14 protein-coding genes are annotated in these 17,648 nt (G+C 72.2%); 1 reads left to right on the top strand and 13 read right to left on the bottom strand.

Features of this window, described 5'->3' with window-relative positions; translation table 11 throughout:
- The 11 genes from ABZ840_RS33245 to ABZ840_RS33195 all read right to left on the bottom strand — a co-directional run bounded on the left by ABZ840_RS33245 (window position 1) and on the right by ABZ840_RS33195 (window position 11,203).
- Entirely contained in the window at window positions 1–1,596 is a 1,596-nt protein-coding gene (locus tag ABZ840_RS33245) for a family 43 glycosylhydrolase (protein ID WP_361566281.1), read from the bottom strand.
- Window positions 1,593–2,447: a PmoA family protein gene (locus tag ABZ840_RS33240; protein WP_361566278.1), complete on the bottom strand. Its 855-nt coding sequence runs from the start codon at window positions 2,445–2,447 to the stop codon at window positions 1,593–1,595. The genes ABZ840_RS33245 and ABZ840_RS33240 overlap by 4 nt, the downstream gene beginning before the upstream one ends.
- Window positions 2,444–3,628, bottom strand: a complete 1,185-nt coding sequence (locus ABZ840_RS33235) for a Gfo/Idh/MocA family oxidoreductase (protein ID WP_361566276.1) — start codon at window positions 3,626–3,628, stop codon at window positions 2,444–2,446. The genes ABZ840_RS33240 and ABZ840_RS33235 overlap by 4 nt, the downstream gene beginning before the upstream one ends.
- Entirely contained in the window at window positions 3,625–4,467 is an 843-nt protein-coding gene (locus ABZ840_RS33230; RefSeq protein WP_361566273.1) for a carbohydrate ABC transporter permease, read from the bottom strand. Before ABZ840_RS33230 ends, ABZ840_RS33235 begins: the two co-directional genes overlap by 4 nt.
- Window positions 4,464–5,429 (bottom strand): sugar ABC transporter permease, encoded by a 966-nt coding sequence (locus ABZ840_RS33225; protein ID WP_361566270.1) that lies wholly within the window; start codon window positions 5,427–5,429, stop codon window positions 4,464–4,466. Before ABZ840_RS33225 ends, ABZ840_RS33230 begins: the two co-directional genes overlap by 4 nt.
- 103 nt (window positions 5,430–5,532) lie before the next feature.
- Window positions 5,533–7,254: an L-arabinonate dehydratase gene (gene araD, locus ABZ840_RS33220; RefSeq protein ID WP_361566267.1), complete on the bottom strand. Its 1,722-nt coding sequence runs from the start codon at window positions 7,252–7,254 to the stop codon at window positions 5,533–5,535.
- Window positions 7,251–8,162 carry a dihydrodipicolinate synthase family protein gene (locus ABZ840_RS33215; RefSeq protein ID WP_361566265.1) on the bottom strand — a complete coding sequence of 304 codons (912 nt, stop codon included), beginning with the start codon at window positions 8,160–8,162 and terminating at the stop codon, window positions 7,251–7,253. The genes araD and ABZ840_RS33215 overlap by 4 nt, the downstream gene beginning before the upstream one ends.
- Window positions 8,159–8,827 carry a GntR family transcriptional regulator gene (locus tag ABZ840_RS33210; RefSeq protein WP_361566263.1) on the bottom strand — a complete coding sequence of 223 codons (669 nt, stop codon included), beginning with the start codon at window positions 8,825–8,827 and terminating at the stop codon, window positions 8,159–8,161. The genes ABZ840_RS33215 and ABZ840_RS33210 overlap by 4 nt, the downstream gene beginning before the upstream one ends.
- Before the next feature lie 161 nt (window positions 8,828–8,988).
- Window positions 8,989–9,822, bottom strand: a complete 834-nt coding sequence (locus tag ABZ840_RS33205; protein WP_361566260.1) for a pectate lyase — start codon at window positions 9,820–9,822, stop codon at window positions 8,989–8,991.
- A gap of 104 nt (window positions 9,823–9,926) precedes the next feature.
- Window positions 9,927–10,652, bottom strand: a complete 726-nt coding sequence (locus tag ABZ840_RS33200; protein WP_361566257.1) for a hypothetical protein — start codon at window positions 10,650–10,652, stop codon at window positions 9,927–9,929.
- Window positions 10,652–11,203, bottom strand: coding sequence for a SigE family RNA polymerase sigma factor (locus tag ABZ840_RS33195; protein ID WP_361566254.1), 552 nt, complete (start codon window positions 11,201–11,203; stop codon window positions 10,652–10,654). The genes ABZ840_RS33200 and ABZ840_RS33195 overlap by 1 nt, the downstream gene beginning before the upstream one ends.
- 290 nt (window positions 11,204–11,493) lie before the next feature.
- Between ABZ840_RS33195 and ABZ840_RS33190 the strand changes: the two genes are divergently transcribed.
- Window positions 11,494–13,311 carry a rhamnogalacturonan lyase gene (locus ABZ840_RS33190; RefSeq protein ID WP_361566405.1) on the top strand — a complete coding sequence of 606 codons (1,818 nt, stop codon included), beginning with the start codon at window positions 11,494–11,496 and terminating at the stop codon, window positions 13,309–13,311.
- 17 nt (window positions 13,312–13,328) lie between these two features.
- Here the strand turns inward: ABZ840_RS33190 and ABZ840_RS33185 are convergent, their stop codons facing one another.
- Together ABZ840_RS33185 and ABZ840_RS33180 are read right to left on the bottom strand one after the other, a co-directional pair.
- Window positions 13,329–14,846, bottom strand: coding sequence for an alpha-N-arabinofuranosidase (locus tag ABZ840_RS33185; RefSeq protein ID WP_361566251.1), 1,518 nt, complete (start codon window positions 14,844–14,846; stop codon window positions 13,329–13,331).
- Window positions 14,843–17,584 (bottom strand): Tat pathway signal sequence domain protein, encoded by a 2,742-nt coding sequence (locus ABZ840_RS33180; protein ID WP_361566248.1) that lies wholly within the window; start codon window positions 17,582–17,584, stop codon window positions 14,843–14,845. Before ABZ840_RS33180 ends, ABZ840_RS33185 begins: the two co-directional genes overlap by 4 nt.
- Window positions 17,585–17,648: the final 64 nt, after the last annotated feature.

The following is a 17,648-nucleotide window of genomic DNA, read 5'->3' as shown; positions in this document are numbered from 1 at the left end:
TCAGCTCTTCTCTGCTCGCGTGAAGGAATGGCCCGGCGGAACGATGCGGAAGTGTGTGAAGAGCGCGGTGCCGGCGGGGCCCGCGCCGGTGCCTCCCGGGTCGGCGGGCGCGGTGGCGAACAGCCCGAGCAGGGCGCCGACCCATCGCCAGGGCAGGGCGGCGAAGACCTGCCCGTACGGGGTCCAGCCGGCGCCCGTGTCGGCGGCGAAGCGGCAGCGGGCCTCCGGGCCGATGGTGATCCGCAGCCGGGCCTGCCCGTCGGGTGCGGGCACGGAGTACGCGGCGTCCCGTTCCCCTTCGGCCACCGACTCCGCGAACCGGTGGACGAGCCGCACCGTTCCGTCCGTACCGCGCTCCAGCCCGATCCAGCTGAACGCGTCACCGAGTACGGCGAGCCCGGCCTTGGTGCCCGGCTCCCCGCTCTCCAGGCACAGTGCGACCTCCACCGTGGCCGGGCGCGCGGGCAGCCGTTGCGTGAGGACGTGCGGCAGTCGGCGCAGGTCGTGCGCGTCGGCGGCGCGGACGCAGGTGAGCCGCAGTCCGTCGCCTGAGTGGCGTGGTGCCCAGCCGTCCTCGGGGTTGGCGGTCCACTGCCATTGGCGGCCGAACCGCCCGCCGGGGAAGTCGTCGTCGGTGGCCGGAGCGGAGGGCCGTTGCGGCGGCAGGGCCGGCTTGCGATGTGCCCGTACCGGGTTGCCGTCCTCGCCCAGCACCGGCCAGCCTCCCGCATCCCAGCGCATCGGCTGGAGGTGACCGACGCGCCCGTACGCACCCCTCTCCTGGAAGTGCACGAACCAGTCCTCGCCCGCCGGGGTGCGTACCCAGCCGCCCTGGTGCGGGCCGTTGACGTCGGTATCGCCCTGGGCGAGGACGACGCGCTCCTCGTACGGGCCGAAGAAGCCGCGCGAGCGGAAGGCGCCCTGCCAGCCGGTCGCCACGCTCCCGGCGGGCGCGAGGATCCAGAACCAGCCGTCGTGCCGGTGGAGCTTGGGTCCTTCGAGGGTGAACCAGCCGGGGATGCGGTCGGCGTCGACGATGGTGGTGCCGTCGTCGAGCACGCCGGTGGCCTCGGGGTGCATGCGGTGGCCGGTGAGCCGGTTCTTGATGCCGGAGCGGGACCGGGCCCAGGCGTGCACGAGGTAGGCCTCGCCGGTCTCCTCGTCCCACAGCGGGCACGGGTCGATCAGCCCCTTGCCCGCCTTGAGGAGGTGCGGCCGGCTCCAGGGGCCGCGTACGTCCTCGGCGTTGACCTGGAAGATGCCGTGGTCCGGGTCGCCCCAGAAGATCCAGAAGCGGTCGTCGTGGTGCCGGATGGCGGGCGCCCACACCCCGCAGTCGTGGCGCGGCACGGTGAACGCCTCCGCCGGTTCCAGCCGCTCCAGGGCGTGTCCGATCAGCGTCCAGTTGACCAGGTCGCGGGAGTGCAGCAGCGGCAGGCCCGGGGCGCGGCCGAAGCTGGAGGCGGTGAGGTAGTAGTCGTCGCCGACGCGTACGAGGTCGGGGTCGGACCAGTCGGCGGCGAGGACGGGGTTGCGGTAGGTGCCGTCGCCGCGGTCGGACGAGAGCCAGGCGGCGTGCCGGTCGGCGGGGGTCATGCCGTCACCGCCTTCCGTGCCAGGCCGGCGGCCTCCTCGCGGGTCGGACGCCCGTCGGCGACCACCGTGACGATGCGTCGGACGACGGTCTCGCCCGGGGCGACGGGTAAGCGCTCGGCGTGCGCGAGCGAGGAGCCCACGCCCGGGTAGTCGGCGGTGCGGACGAACCACGGATCGTTACGGGTCGGTTCGGTGGCACCGGCGAAGACCAGCGTCCAGCCCGCGCCGCCGAGCGCGAGCCAGTCAGCGGGACGTCCGTGCACCGCGGCCTCGCCCTCGGCGTCGGCGGTGAACACCTCGGGCACGTCGGCCTCCTTGGGGGCGCGCCAGAAGAAACCGCCGTACGCGGCACCGGCGCGGCCGCTGGTCGCGGGGCTGCCGAGGGACAGCGTTCCGGCGGTGGTGTTGGTGAGCGAGAAGGTGAAGTCCAGCGCCCAGGCGGTGTCGGTCAGCGCGGTGGCCGCGACGGTGCGCCGCTCGCGCAGCAGCTCGTCCTCCGCCACGCTCCAGCTCAGCTCCTGCACGAAGCCGTCGGGGTCGCGGAGGTTGAAGGCGGTGTGGCGCTGGACGCCGTGGTTGTCCAGTTCGGCCGGGCCGCGGTCGCGTACGTAGGTTCGGCCGCCCCAGAAGTTGTGGCCCGCCACATCGGGGACGGCGATGCCCACCCCGAGATGGTGCGGGTGGTCGGCGGGCATCAGCTCGGTGACGGGGGTGCCGCGCAGGGTGGTCACGGGGTGCAGGTACGGGCGCGGCGCGAGCCGGGCGTCGAGCGCCGGCCGGTAGGCGTACCGGGCGACGGGTCGCCCCGCGCAGCACAGGGCGAGGGTCGGGGTCGTGCGGGGCGCGGTCATCGCGAGCGCACCTCCTGCGGGAGCGCCCAGGGGGCGCCGAGTTCGGAGTAGAGGGAGAGGGTGTCGGCGCTGGCGGCCACGAGGCCGTCGATGCCGGGGACGACGCGGCGCAGGGTGCTGCCGTCGGCCGTCGTTCCGGGCGCTGTGTGCCAGGCGTCCGGGGGCAGCGGCGCCGGGTCCGGGGCGCACCGCACCGCTTCGAGGACGCGCATGAAGGCGCCGGTGGCGGCGGGCGGTACGCGCAGCGGTGTGCCGTCGGTGAGGTGGGCGAGGAGGTTCTCCAGCAGGTCGGTGCGGCCGTAGGTGGTCTCCTCGGGGGCGTGTCCGGCGCGCTGGAGCAGGACGCGGTCCTGCTTGTACCAGAAGGTGAGGCGGCCGCGGGTGCCGTGCGCCACGACGTACGGCTCCGCTGCCGTGTCCGCGCACAGGGTGGCGGCGACGGTGACGCGGCTGCCGTGTGCGGTGGTGAGGCGGACGCAGGAGGTGTCGTCGGACTCGATGGCGTGGGCGCGGAAGAGTTCGGTCTCGATGTGCGTGACGTCCTCGGCGGCGGTGCTGCCGTCCACGGCGAGGGCGGTGGCGACGGCGTGTGCGAGGGGGTTGGTGAGGACCCCGTCCAGCACGTCGGTGCCGTCGAGCCTGCGGTGACCGGCCCAGGGGGCGCGGCGGAAGTACGCCTCGTCGCGTACCCAGGCACCGGCGGCGCCGATGCCGGCCGGTTCGCCGATCGCGCCGTCGGCCAGCAGGCGGCGGACGGCCGGGAGGGCGTGCGAGCCGAGCGACTGGAAGCCGATGTTGCAGGCGACGTCGGCCGCTTCGATGCCGTCCGCAAGCCGTCGGAACTCGGCGTACGAGGGCGCGGGCGGCTTTTCGACGAGCAGGTGGACGCCGTGCCGCGCCGCGGTCAGCGCCAGGTCGGTGTGGGTGGGGATGGGCGTGCAGAGGACGGCGACGCGGGCGCCGGTGGCGGCGAGCAGTGTCTCGAAGTCGTCGGACTGCGCGACGGGCCCGAAACCGTCGAGTTCGGCGGCGGTGAGCGGGGTCAGGTCGCACACGCCGGCGAGGCGGACCGTGCCCTGTGCGGCGAGCCGGCGGAGGTGGGCGAGGTGCCACCGGCCGTGGCCGCGGGCGCCCACCAGCACGACGGGTACGGGGAGTTGTGGTGGCGTGGTGGCGGTCATCCCTTCACCGCCCCCGCGCTGAAGCCGGTGATCAGCCACTTCTGGATGTACGCGAAGACGATCACCACGGGTACGGCCGCGATGACGCCGCCGGCTGCGAGCGCGCCGAGGTCGACGCTGTCCGCGCCCATCAGGGTGTTCAGGCCGACGGGGATGGTCTGCTTCTCCTGGTTGCTGAGGAACATCAGCGCGAAGAGGAAGTGGTTCCACGCGTGTACGAAGGCGAAGGAGCCCACGGCGACCAGGCCGGGCCGCAGCAGGGGCAGGACGACGACGCGGAAGGCCCGCATCCGGCCGCAGCCGTCGACCCAGGCGGCCTCCTCCAGCGCGTACGGCACGTTCTTGATGAAGCCGCTGATCAGGATCATGGACAGCGGGAGCTGGAAGACGGTCTCCGCGAGGATGACACTGCCCAGCGAGTTGATCATCCGCAGCTCGGCGAAGATCTGGAACAGCGGCACCAGCAGCAGCGCCCCGGGCACGAACTGGGAGCACAGCAGGGCCAGCATGAAGCCCTTCTTGGCGCGGAAGTCGAAGCGGGCGAGCGCGTAGCCGCCGGCCAGTGCGACGAGCGTGGTGAGCACCAGGGTGGCGATGCCGATGAGCACGCTGTTCTGGAAGTAGGTCGCGAAGCTGCGCTCGGTCCACACCTTCGCGAAGTGCTCGAAGGTGACCGGCCAGGGCACCAGGGAGGTGGAGCCGGCCGGGCGGAGGGCGAAGAGCAGGATCCAGTAGAAGGGGACGAGCGTGAAGAGGAGGTAGAGGGCGAGCGGCAGATGGATCTGCCAGCGGGGCGCCTGGTCCCAGGCCCGCTTCCTGCCGACGAGCAGTGTGGTCACTTGTCGCCACCTCCGAATTTGCTGAGCCGCAGGTAGACGAGCGAGCAGAAGAGCAGGATCACGAACGCGACGGTGGTCAGCGCGGACGCGTAGCCAAAGTTGTGCGCGTCGACGGAGGTGTTGGCGATGTAGAGCGGCAGGGTGGTGGTCTCCCCCGCCGGGCCGCCGCCGGTCAGTGTGTAGAGCAGGTCGACGTTGTTGAACTCCCACACCGCGCGCAGCAGCGTGGAGAGGATGATGGCGTCCTTCAGGTGCGGCAGCGTGATGTGGAAGAACTGCCGGAACCGGCTCGCGCCGTCCACCTCGGCCGCCTCGTAGAGGTCCTTCGAGACGGACTGGAGGTCGGCGAGGATGAGGATGGCGAAGAAGGGCACCCCGCGCCAGAGGTCGGCGACGACGACGGCCGGGAAGACGGTGCCGGTGTCGGAGAGCCAGGAGGTGCCGTATTCCCCGATGCCGGCGTCGGCGAGGTAACGGCTGATGCCGGTCTGGGAGTTGTAGAGCAGCACCCAGATCGCGGAGGTGAGGACGCCGGAGACGGCCCAGGGCGAAAAGACCAGCGCGCGGGCCAGCGCCCGGCCGGCGAAGGTCTGGTTGACGATCAGGGCGAGGGCCAGTCCGAAGAGCAGTTGAAGCCCGACCTCGACGACGACCCACTTGAGGCTGAAGGTCAGGGTGCCCCAGAACAGCGGGTCGCCGCTGAAGATCTCGGTGAAGTTGTCCAGCCCCGCGAAGCCGTTCCGCCACGGCTTGGTGGGGTTGGCGTGCTGGAGGGCGGTCCAGAAGACGCTGAGCACCGGGTAGGCGATGAAGCCCAGCATCAGCAGCGCCGCGGGCGCGATGAGCAGGTAGGGCAGCCGGCGGGGGTGCGTGCCGGTGCCGCGGCGGGGGCGCTTGGGCGGCGGGGGCGTCCCGTGACGGCTTCTGGGCGGTGACTCGGCCACGGCTGCGGCTTGGGCCATGACGCTTCTCCGTTCTGGCTGGCCGGGAAGGAGGACGATGTTCGAGATATCGGACATTGCGGTGCGCCGGTCGGACGGTGCGAAGCGGGCGGTGCGGGGCGGCTCAGCCCGCGTATGGGTCGGGCACCGTGCCGGGGCGGGCCAGGAAGGCGAAGTCGCAGCCGGTGTCGGCCTGGGTGATCTGCTCGGCGTAGAGCGCGCCGTATCCGCGTGTGTACCGCTCCGCCGGGGGCGTCCACGCGGCCCGGCGCTCCGCCAGCTCCTCGTCGGACACCTCCAGGCGCAGGGTGCGCGCGGCGACGTCGAGGGTGATGAGGTCGCCACTGCGGACCAGGGCGAGCGGGCCGCCCACGTAGGACTCGGGCGCGACGTGGAGCACGCAGGCGCCGTAACTGGTGCCGCTCATCCGGGCGTCGGAGATCCGCACCATGTCCCGCACGCCCTGCTTCAGCAGGTGGTCGGGGATCGGCAGCATGCCGTACTCGGGCATGCCGGGGCCGCCCTTGGGCCCGGCGTTGCGCAGCACGAGCACATGGTCGGCGGTGATGCCGAGCGCCGGGTCGTTGATGGTGCGCTGCATCGCGCGGTAGTCGTCGAAGACGACGGCGGGCCCGGTGTGCCGGAGCAGGTGCGGTTCGGCGGCGATGTGCTTGATGACCGCGCCGTCGGGGCAGAGGTTGCCGCGCAGTACCGCGACGCCGCCCTCGGCCGCGACCGGGTTCGCCCGGGTGCGGATGACGTCATCGTTGTGGACCAGGGCGCCGGCCAGCTGTTCCCGCAGCGTCGGGTGGGCGACGGTGGGCCGGTCCAGGTGGAGCAGGTCGGTGAGCCGGGCGAGGAAGCCGGGCAGCCCGCCCGCGAAGTGGAAGTCCTCCATGAGGTACGGGCCGCCGCCGGGGCGGACGTTGGCCAGCACCGGCACCTTGCGGGCGATCCGGTCGAAGTCGTCAAGGGTCAGCCGCACCCCGGCGCGGCCTGCCATCGCGATCAGGTGGATCACCGCGTTGGTCGAGCCGCCGAGGCCGAGGACGGTGGTGACGGCGTCCTCGAAGGCCTCCGCGGTCAGGAGGCGGGACAGCCGTACGTCGCGGCGGACGAGGCCGACGATGCGGATGCCGGACGCCGCGGCCATCCGGTCGTGCCCGGAGTCGACGGCCGGTATGGAGGAGGCGCCGGGCACGGTGACGCCCAGGGCCTCGGCCGCGGCGGTCAGGGTGGAGGCGGTGCCCATCGTCATGCAGTGGCCGGGCGAGCGCGCGAGGCCGCTCTCCAGCTCGGCCAGCTCGCAGTCGCCGATGAGGCCCGCGCGCTTGTCGTCCCAGTACTTCCACATGTCGGTGCCGGAGCCGAGCGTCTCGCCGCGCCAGTGCCCGGGGAGCATCGGCCCGGCGGGCACGAAGAGGGTGGGCAGGTCGACGCTTGCGGCGCCCATCAGCAGCGCGGGCGTGGACTTGTCGCAGCCGCCGAGCAGCACCGCGCCGTCGACCGGGTAGGAGCGCAGCAGCTCCTCGGTCTCCATCGCGAGCATGTTGCGGTAGAGCATCGGGGTCGGCTTCTGGAAGGTCTCGCTGAGCGTGGCGACCGGGAACTCCAGCGGGAAGCCGCCGGCCTGCCACACCCCGCGCTTGACGGCCTGCGCGCGGTCCCGCAGGTGCTGGTGGCAGGGGTTGATGTCGGACCAGGTGTTGAGGATCGCGACGACGGGCTTGCCGAGGTGCTCCTCGGGCAGGTAGCCGAGCTGCCGGGTGCGGGCGCGGTGGCTGAACGAGCGCAGGCCCTGCGTGCCGTACCACTGGTGGCTCCGGTACTCCTCCGGGCGTCTCATACCGACCACCCGGCCGCGAGCGCCGCGACTTCGGCGCGCTGGTCCTCCGGCAGTGGCTTGCTCGGCGGCCGGACGTCGCGGCGGCACAGGCCGAGCGAGGCCAGCGCCTCCTTGACCACCGTCACGTTGTTGGCGGAGCCGTTCGCGCCGCGCAGCTCCTCGAAGCGGCGGATCTGCTCCCAGACCTTCATCGCGGCCGGGTAGTCGCCCGCCCTGAGCGCTTCGAGCATGTGCAGCGACACGGCCGGGGCGACGTTCACGAGCCCGGAGGTGAAGCCGGTGGCACCGGCGGAGAAGTACGAGGGGGCGTACGGCTCGGCGAGGCCGGCGATCCACACGAAGCGTTCGAGGCCGGCGTCCCGCGCGAAGGCGGCGAAGTGTGCCGCGTCCGGTACGGCGTACTTCACGCCGATGACGTTGGGGCAGGCGTCGGCGAGTTCGGCGAGCCGTAAGCCGCTCAGGGCCGGATTGCGCAGGTAGGGGACGACGCCCACCTCGGGCACGGCCTCGGCGATCGCCCGGTGGTAGTCGACCCAGCCGCCTTCCGAGACGTACGGATGGACGGGCTGATGCACCATCACCAGCTGTGCGCCGACGTCGCGGGCGTGGCGCGCGGCGGCCACCGCCGTCGGCACGTCGTGCCCGATGCCGACCAGGACGGTGGCACGGCCGCCGGCCTCCTCGACGGTCAGCTCGGTGACGGCGCGCCGCTCGTCGGGGGTGAGGGCGTAGAACTCGCCGGTGTTGCCGTTCGGGGTCAACGTCCGTACGCCACCGTCGAGCAGCCGGCGCAGCAGGGCGCGGTGCGCGTCGGTGTCGAGCGTGCCGTCCACCGTGAACGGGGTGACCGGGATGGCGACGACATCGGCGAGTGCCGCCCGGTGGGTCTCGTACGCGGCCGCTGTCATTCCGGGGCCCCTCCTCCGGTGGGGGCCTCGTCCGTGGCGGGGAAGGCCCGCTCGACGAAGGAGGCGATGTGGGTGTGGACCGCGCGGGCCGCGCCGTCGGCGTCGCCGGCCGCGGCCAGCCGGAGGATCTCCTCGTGCTCGGCGGCCTCCCGCTCCCAGGACGGCACGGCCGCCCAGGCGACGGTGGAGACGAGAGCCGCCTGGTCGCGGACCTCGTCGAGCATCCGGGCCAGCAGCGGATTGCCGCACGGCAGGTAGAGCGCGCGGTGGAAGTCGCGGTTGGCGAGCGACCGGTCGGCGGGGTCGGCCGCCTCGGCCGCCCGGGCCAGCGCCGTACGGGCGGCCTCGACGGAGGCGCCGCCGCGCACGGTGCGGCGGACCGCCTCCGGTTCCAGCAGCAGCCGCACGTCGTAGACCTCGCGTGCCATGGCCGCGTCGACCGTCCGGACGGTGACGCCCTTGTACTGGCTCATGACGACGAGCCCGGTGCCGGCGAGGGTCTTCAGCGCCTCGCGCACCGGGGTCTTGGACACCCCGTACTGGGCGGCGAGTTCGGTCTCCACCAGCGACTGCCCTGAGCTCAACTGGCCGGTGAGGATGCGGTGTTTGACCGCCTCCAGCACGTACTGCGTGCGGGAGGGGATCGGGGCGGGGGCGAAAGTCATGGGCGGCCGCTCTCAGTTCTCATATCTCGCGCATCACGTCTCGTATATGACATATGAAGTACGACGCGATGAAGCTAGAGCGACCCGGAAGGTTCGTCAACGCTTCTGACAGAGAACGGGGAAAGAGCGGCCGCCCGCGGCCTACTGGCCCTGGGTCAGGGTCAGTTGTACGAGATGTCGGACGTCGAGTAGCGGCAGTAGGTGCCGTCCGGGCCGCTGCCCGTCTCGACCGGCTCCTTGCCGGTGTTATTGCCGGTGTAGCGCACGCACGGCTTGATCTTCTTGCTGCTGTCGCCGTGGATGCGGACGCTCTTCAGCGTGGCGGTGTCCCCGTAGTTGGTGTTGATGCCGACGAGGGACTTGCCCGGCGCGGTCACGTCCACGTCGCTGACGCTGATGGTGCGCTTGTACTGGGTCGAGCAGTTGCCGCAGCTGCGCACCAGCTTGCCGAAGTCGGAGACCTGGAAGCCGCTGATGTTCAGCTTGCCCGCGCCGTTGAACTGGAAGACCTTGTCGTCGGCCTGCTTCGCGCCGCCGCCGGTGACGGTGTACGTCGCGCCGGAGGAGGTGCCCTTGAAGGAGGCGGCGTCCTCGCCGACGTCCTCCCACCACACGTTCTGCAGGGTGCAGCTGCCGGAGCAGTGGATGCCGTCGGCGGCCGGCGAGCCGATGACGACGTTCTTGAGCACCGCGCCGTCCTTCAGCTTGAAGATCGGGTCCTGGCCTTCCTCCTGGCCGTCACCGCCGAGGTCGCCGCTGCCGTAGAACCGCTTGAGGCCGCCGTCGTAGCTGCCGGACACCTCGATGGTCCTGCTCACCGCCTGGCTGCCGTTGGGCGTCGGCCAGTCGGCGGCGGCGTTCGCCGTGCCGGTCAGCGAGGTGGCGAGCAGAGCGGCCCCGGTCAGCCCGGCCGCGGTGATGCCGCCGAGCACCGCCTTCCGGCGGGCGATCGTCCTGCGGTGGCGGCCGGCGGGCCGCCGTGCTGCTGAGGTCATGTCCAATGCCCTTCGATGGGGGGTGACTTCGGTGGGGATGAAACCCACGCCGTGCTGTCGCCACCGAAGGTTGAAGGGGTTGCCGCGGCTCCGGAATTTTTGCCTCAGTCGCGGCGAGGCGCGAAGTCGCCACGCACCGAGGCCCGTTCACCGCCGTACCTCGCGGTGGCCGCGTAGCCGTCCGCTCCGGCGTCCCGGCCGCCGCGCGCGTGGTCGTACTGCCCTGCGAAGACATGCCGGCCCGCGGGCACCGTACGGCCGTCCTTCAGCGTCCAGCGGTAGACGAGGAATCCCCCCTCGGGCCGTACGGTGAAGGTGAAGTCCTTCTCGGGCAGCGTGCGCCACGCGCCGGTCGACCGCACCCCTGCGGTACGCGCGACGCGCAGCTCCACGGTCAGCGCGGTGAGCTGCTTCGCCGTCTGCAGGGTCACATTGCTCTGGGCCCAGAAGTCGTTGCTGTGCGGGTCGACGGAGCCGTCGCTCCAGAGCGGGCCGTCCTCGGTGCGGGTGCCGTCCCGGGTGCCACCGGGCGCGGGCGAGCCGCTCGGCACGGGCGGCGCACTGTGGGCGGGCGGGGCGGCACGCTCGGGCCTGCCACCGCGGCCGTGGTCGTCCAGCACCGCGGACACGCCGTAGCCGCCGGCCGCCAGGACTCCGGCTACGGCGGCCGTCGCGCCCGCGATCCGCAGCCAGGGCGCCGTACGGCCCGACCGTCCCGGCACGGGCCGGTCGGGCACGGTCATGCCGCGCTCGACCCGGGCCAGCATGCGTTCCCGGTCCGGGCGGTGGGCCGCCGCGGCCTGCCGCAGCCGGCGGCGCACCTCGTCCATCACATCCTCCTGCCGACGAGTTCCCCCGCGGCGCGGGCACCCAGCAGCCGTTCCAGCTGCGCCATCCCCTTGGAGGTCTGGCTCTTCACCGTACCGACCGAGATGCCGAGGGCGAGCGCGGTCTCCCGTTCGGACAGGTCGAAGGCGTGCCGCAGCACGACACAGGCCCGCTTGCGGAACGGCAGGGTGCGCAGCGCCTGCTGCACGTCGACGACGGCGGGCACGTCCGGCGCGTCGGCGTGCTCGGAGCACTGCGCCCAGAACAGCGCGATCCGGCGGCGTTCCCGGATGGCGCTGCGGATGTGGCTGCGGGCCAGGTTGGCGACGACACCCCGGGCGTACGCGGCGGGGTGGTCGGCGGCGCGGACCCGGTCCCAGCGGTGCCAGAGCGCGACCAGCGCGTCCGCCGCCAGGTCGTCGGCGCCTTCGGTGTCGCCGGTCAGCAGCCGGGCGAGCCGGCCGAGTTCGGCGTAGTGGCGTTCGAAGAACGCGCGGAACTCCGTGGCGGCATCGGCGGGTGCGGCCACTGCTCCGTCCACGGACCTGTTCACCCACCCTCCCCATTGTTCGGAATTTCGACCACTCCTCGACATGGCGAACACAGGCTAGGGGCGGGCCATGTATCGGGCAACCGTCCGGAAGGCCCGCTCCTGTTCGGGGGACGGTGGCGGCGATGACGGCAACGGCGGCAACCCTTCCGGGCGCTGCGCCCACCGGAGCACACGGGAGCCCTCCCGTACCCCACGCGCACCGCACGCCAGGAGGCAACGTGCAGCATCACCGACTCCCCCGCCCCCGGCGGAGACAACGCAGCGACCGCCGCCGCGCCCTGGTCACCGCCGTGGTGGCCGGCACGCTCACCGCGGCCGGCCTCGCCGCGCTCCCGGACACCGCGTCCGCCGCCCCCGTCCGGCAGGCCGAGAAGCTCGACCGCGGCGTGGTCAGCGTCCACACCAGCAGCGGCAATCTGGTCAGCTGGCGCTGGCTCGGCACCGACCCGGACAACGTCTCCTTCAACGTCTACCGGGCCGGCACCAAGGTCAACTCCGCCCCCGTCACCGGCTCCACGAACTACTTCCACGCGGGCGCGCCCGAGCAGGCCGACTACACCGTCCGCGCGGTCGTCAACGGCACCGAGCAGGGCGACTCGGTGCACGCCGTGCAGTTCCGCGCCGGCTACAAGGACGTGCCGATCACTCCCCCGGCGGGCGGCACCACCCCGGACGGCGTGGCGTACACCTACGAGGCCAACGACGCGTCGGTGGGCGACCTCGACGGCGACGGCGCGCTGGACTTCGTACTGAAGTGGCAGCCCACCAACGCCAAGGACAACTCCCAGTCCGGCTACACGGGCAACACCATCGTCGACGGCATCAGGCTCGACGGCACCCGGCTGTGGCGCGTCGACCTGGGCCGCAACATCCGCTCCGGGGCGCACTACACGCAGTTCCAGGTGTACGACTACGACGGCGACGGCCGGGCCGAGGTCGCGATGAAGACCGCGGACGGCACGGTCGACGGGCAGGGCAGGGCCATCGGCAGCGCCTCCGCCGACCACCGCAACGACAGCGGGTACGTGCTGTCCGGGCCCGAGTACCTGACCATGTTCGACGGCCGGACGGGAGCGGCGATGGGCACCACCGACTACGTCCCCGCACGCGGCAACGTCGCCTCCTGGGGCGACAGTTACGGCAACCGCGTGGACCGCTTCCTCGCCGGCACCGCCTACCTGGACGGCGCCCGGCCCTCCCTGATCATGGCGCGCGGCTACTACACCCGCAGCGTGATCGCCGCCTGGGACTGGCGCAACGGCGCCTTCACCCGGCGCTGGACCTTCGACACCGACTCCTCCACCAACAAGGGCAAGGGCTACGACGGACAGGGCTCGCACAGCCTCTCCGTCGGCGACGTGGACGGCGACGGCAAGGACGAGGTCGTCCACGGCGCGATGGCGGTGGACGACGACGGCAACGCGCTGTGGACCACGAAGACCGGACACGGCGACGCCCAGCACCTCGGCGACCTGGACCCGGGCACCGCGGGCCTGGAGTACTTCAAGGTCTCCGAGTCCACAGGGCAGCCCGCCGAGCTCTACATCGCCCCCAAAAACGGCTCGGTCCGCTGGAAGCTCGCCGCCTGCTGCGACAACGGGCGCGGCGTCGCCGGTGACATCTGGTCCGGCAACGACGGGGCCGAGGTGTGGTCCGCCTCCGACACGGAGATACGCGACGAGGCCGGCGCCGCCAAGGGCCGCGAACCGTCCTCGGCGAACTTCCTCGGCTGGTGGGACGGGGACACCACCCGCGAACTGCTGGACGGCACCCACATCGACAAGTACGGCACCGGCGGTGACACCCGCCTGCTGACCGGCGCGTCGGTGTCCTCCAACAACGGCACCAAGGCGACCCCCGTACTCTCCGGCGACCTCCTCGGCGACTGGCGCGAGGAGGTCGTCTGGCGCACCTCCGACAACCGCAACCTGCGGATCTACTCGACGCCGCACGAGACCGGCACCAGGATCACCACACTGCTGCACGACACCATGTACCGCACCGGCCTGGCCTGGCAGAACTCCGGCTACAACCAGCCGCCGCACCCGAGCTTCTTCCTCGGCGCCGGCATGGGGACGCCGCCGCGGCCGACGATCACCACTCCGTAAGCACATCGGACGGCCCGTCAGCCGAGCCGGACGACGTTCCACGACAGCGGTTCCAGGGTGGCGCGCAGTGTGCCGCCCTGGAGCACCGTCCCCGCCACCTCGTGCGGCACGACCCGGTCCGGCGCGTCGAGGGTGTTGCGGGCCTCGGGGTCCGCGTCGGCCAGCGCGCTGTGCCCGGCGACATGCGTCACGTCCAGCCCGTGCAGGGCCACTTCCAGGGGCAGCGCGGCGTCCTGGCTGCGGTTGACCGCGAAGACGGTGACCGCTCCGGTCTCCGGATCGCGTACCGCGGTGGCGTGCAGCAGCGGTACCTCGCCGTACTTCGCCGTGGTGTGCGTAGGTGAGTCCACCCGTACGTCCAGGACCTGCCCGCGGCCGTACCGCGAGGCCTGCGCGAAGGGGAAGAAGGTGGTCTGCCGCCAGGCCGGACCGCCCGGCTCGGTCAGGATCGGGGCGATGACGTTGACCAGCTGGGCGAGGCAGGCGACGGCCACCCGGTCGGCGTGGCGCAGCAACGCGATCAGCAGCGAGCCGACGACGACCGCGTCGGTGACGCTGTAGTGGTCCTCCAGCAGCCGCGGCGCCTCGGGCCAGCCGGCCGGCGCGGCGGCGGCCTCGGCCTGCGCACGGGACATGTACCAGACGTTCCACTCGTCGAAGGAGAGAGTGAGCCGCTTCGTCGACTTCAGGCGCGCGCCGATGTGGTCGCAGGTCGCCACGGTCTCCTCGATGAACGACTCCATGTCGACGGCCGAGGCCAGGAAGGAGTCCCGGTCGCCGTCCTGCTCCTCGTAGTACGCGTGCAGGGAGACGTGGTCGACCAGGTCGTAGGTCTCGGCGAGCACGGTCGCCTCCCACGCGGCGAAGGTGGGCATGGCGCGGCTGGAGGAGCCGCAGGCGACCAGCTCGACGCCGGGGTCGGCCTGCCGCATCGCGCGGGCCGTCTCGGCGGCCAGCCGCGCGTACTCCGCTGCCGTCTTGTGGCCGGTCTGCCAGCATCCGTCCAGCTCGTTGCCCAGACACCACAGGCGGATGCCGTACGGGTCCTTCTTGCCGTGTGCGATGCGGCGCTCGGACAGCTCGGTGCCGGCCGGGTGGTTGGCGTACTCCTGGAGCTCCAGCGCCTCGGCGACGCCCCGGGTGCCGAGGTTGAGCGCCATCATGGGCTCGGCCTGCGGGCCGAGCTTCCTGAGGAGACCGGCGTACTCGGCGAGACCGAAGCGGTTGGTCTCCGTCGACCGCCAGGCCAGGTCCAGCCGGCGCGGCCGGTGCTCGACCGGGCCGACCGAGTCCTCCCATTTGTAGCCGGAGACGAAGTTGCCGCCCGGGTAGCGGATCACGGTGACGCCCAGCTCGCGGATGAGTGCCAGCACGTCGGTGCGCAGCCCGGCCCCGTCGGCGGCCGGGTGGTCCGGCTCGAAGATGCCGGTGTAGACGCAGCGGCCGAGGTGCTCGACGAAAGCCCCGAAGAGCCGCGGGCCGGACTCGCCGACGGTGAAGGCGGGGTCGAGGGTGAAGCGGGCCGTGTGCCTCATTTCGGCTCCCCCAGCAGCGCCAGGTTCTCGATGGCGGCGAGTCCGTAGAGCGCGGTGTCGTTGGTGGAGACCCAGGCGGCCTCGCTGCCGGGGACGAGGGCGGCAGGGCCGGACACCTTCGTCGTCTTCCAGGGCGCTTTCTCGGTGTAGCCGTCGGAGCGCAGGAACTTGTCCCACGCGCGCTGCGCGAGCTTCTTGTCGCCCGTGCGGTGGGCCGCGTACGCGTCGAGCCGCGAGTGGCCCTGGAAGAGGATCAGGCTGCCGAAGTCGGAGCCGTAGCGGGCCTTCTGCTCGGCCTTGGTGGCGTTGAAGCAGCGGCAGTAGTCGAGGTAGGCCTCCTCGAACTTCTCGTGGTCGACCAGGTCGATCAGCTCGGCGCACAGCTCGTTGAGGCCGAAGACCGCCGACAGGTGCGACACACTGACGACGGCCTTGTCGGCGACCGCGAACCTCCCCGTGTCCAGGTCGTACAGCCCGCTGCCCTGGACGAAGCCGTTGGGCTGGGCCGCGATCGTCTCCATGGTGGACAGCACCCGCGCCCTGGCCTTGCGCCACTTGGGCCCGCGCCGTTCCCACTCGGTCAGCCACGCGGAGACCAGCCCGGACCAGTCGGTGCCGAAGCCGATGGACAGGGCGTGCCGGTCGGGGGTGTACGGGTCGGTGCGGACCTTGCGCTGCGGGTCGAGCGCGAGGAACGTCTCGTCGGAGTCGACGTTGGCGTGCATCAGGTCGCCGACCCGCTCGTCGGCGGTGAGGAAGTAGTAGAAGCGGCGGTAGGTGGTGTTGGCGATGCGCTGCTGCTTGGCGCTGTCGGCGTAGTGCTGGACGCCGTGCCGGGTGCCGAGCCCCGCCCACTTCCCGAGGTGGTAGACGTCCACCTCGCCGGTGTGCCGGGTCATCGCCTCGGCGAAGCGGAAGATGTCGGCGCGCCCGGAGCGCAGGTAGGCGTACCAGAGCCAGAGGTCGGGCGAGAGCTCGGAGTTGTCCCAGGCGTAGCCGCCGACGTCGTAGCGCCACTGGTGGCGGGCCGTGTCGTAGGAGTGCATGACGTCGCCGTAGTCCCAGAAGCCGTACCAGCGCCGCTGCTCCACCTGGTCCTTGTAATAGGTGAAGAGGAAGTCGAGATGGTCCTCGATCTCCGCCTTGGCGGGCGTGGAGCGGTCCGGCTCGGCGTAGAGCCCGGGACCGAAGACTCCGGCGGCGATGAACTGGCGTGGTGATGCGCTGAGTTGGGGTGGTGTGCGGACGGCTTCGACCTGACGTGCGAGGGTGTCGGCGGCGGGGGTGCTGTCGTGTGCCCAGAAGAAGAGCTCGCTGGTGCGGGCGATGCCGTACGGGGTGCCGAACTCCGGCTCGTAGTCCTCGTAGGTGATCTCCAGCCCGTCCAGCTGCTTCTCGTACGTGTCCTGGCCCATGCCGTCGTGGTAGAAGCGCAGGTCCATGGGCTGGGCCTCGGGCGACCAGAGCCAGAGGGTGACCTCGGCCTCGTCCGTCTGCGCGCCGCGGATGTCGAGCCCCGCGGGGTGCTTCTCCCAGAAGTCGCGGAGCCCGAAAGCGAGTCCGCCGCTCGCGCCGCCCACGTAGCCGAAGCCGGACGCGCGGTGCCCGCCGCCGGCCGCGATCCAGCCGTGGCCCTTCTTCGTGCGCTTGCGCAGGGTGAAGCCGTCGGCGGAGAGCTGCGAGAGGGTGTAGTCGCCCCACTCGGGGATGAGGTGCAGACGGCCGGTCACCCGCTGGTCCCAGGTGGCCGGGTCGGGCAGTTTCTCCCCCTCGAACTGGGCGGCTTGCACGGCCGCGCCCGGATCCCGGCGGAGCCCGGTGATGCCCTTGACCGCCTCGCGCAGCAGGCCCGTGCCGTCGCCGCCGATACGGATGTGCCGGTCGTAGGCCGCGTCGCGCATCGGGACGGTGAAGCGCACGCCGAGCCCGCGTACGAAGTCACCGCTCGCCCTGCCCGGCTCCTGCTTCCCGTCGTAGGTGATCGTGTGGACCATGCGGAAGGACTCGGCGCCGGCGTAGAAGTACAGCCGGACGGAGAACGGCAGCCAGGACCGGCCGCCGCGGCGGTGCTTGCCGTCGATGCGGACCACCGCCCGGACCGGGCCCTCCTGCTCCACGGCCACCTCGCCGATCGCGCTCTCGAAGCGCTCGTACCGCGCGGTGCCCTGGTCGCCGTCCTCGATCTCGCCCTGGCGCAGCAGGACGAGCCGGCCGTCCTTGGCGATCTCGGTGGCGCCCCGGCGGACGGACTTCACGAGTGTGGCGCCGCTCGTGCCGATCCGTGCGGTGATGACGCCCGTGCCGACCTCGACGGTGCCGCCCTTGCGGTCGACGATGACCTTCTTCGCGGGGGCCGCTGAGGCACCGGCCTTCAGGGTGTACTTCTCGGCGGCGGACTGCGGGCCGACGGCGTGCGCGGTCCACTTCAGGGAGCCGTCGGGCCAGTAGGCGAGCGGCCAGGTCTGTACGGGCACGGCCCGACCGCCATCGTCGGTCAGCGTGAAGGTCTGGTCGGCCTCGTACGCGCCCTTGGGCCAGGGCACGCCGACGGTCGAGCCCGGCGCCGCGCCGAGCCCGCCGTCCTCCAGCCAGGTCAGCTCGACGGGACCGCCGGCCGCCCGCTTGCCGGGCCCGTCGGCGGCGGCCGCCGGGGCGCTGCCCAGGGACCAGCTGAAGTGGGCGGCGGCCCCGGCGGCCGCGGCCGCCTGCAGCAGGGATCTGCGGGGGATCGGAGACATCGTCGTTCCCTTCGGTTTGCGACTCGTCAGCAGTTGTGGCCCCGGCACCGACGGCCGGTGAGAT

Origin of the sequence: Streptomyces sp. NPDC047117, assembly GCF_040643545.1 — a bacterium.
Classification (GTDB): Bacteria; Actinomycetota; Actinomycetes; order Streptomycetales; family Streptomycetaceae; genus Streptomyces.
This window is presented reverse-complemented; position numbering and strand designations above follow the sequence as displayed.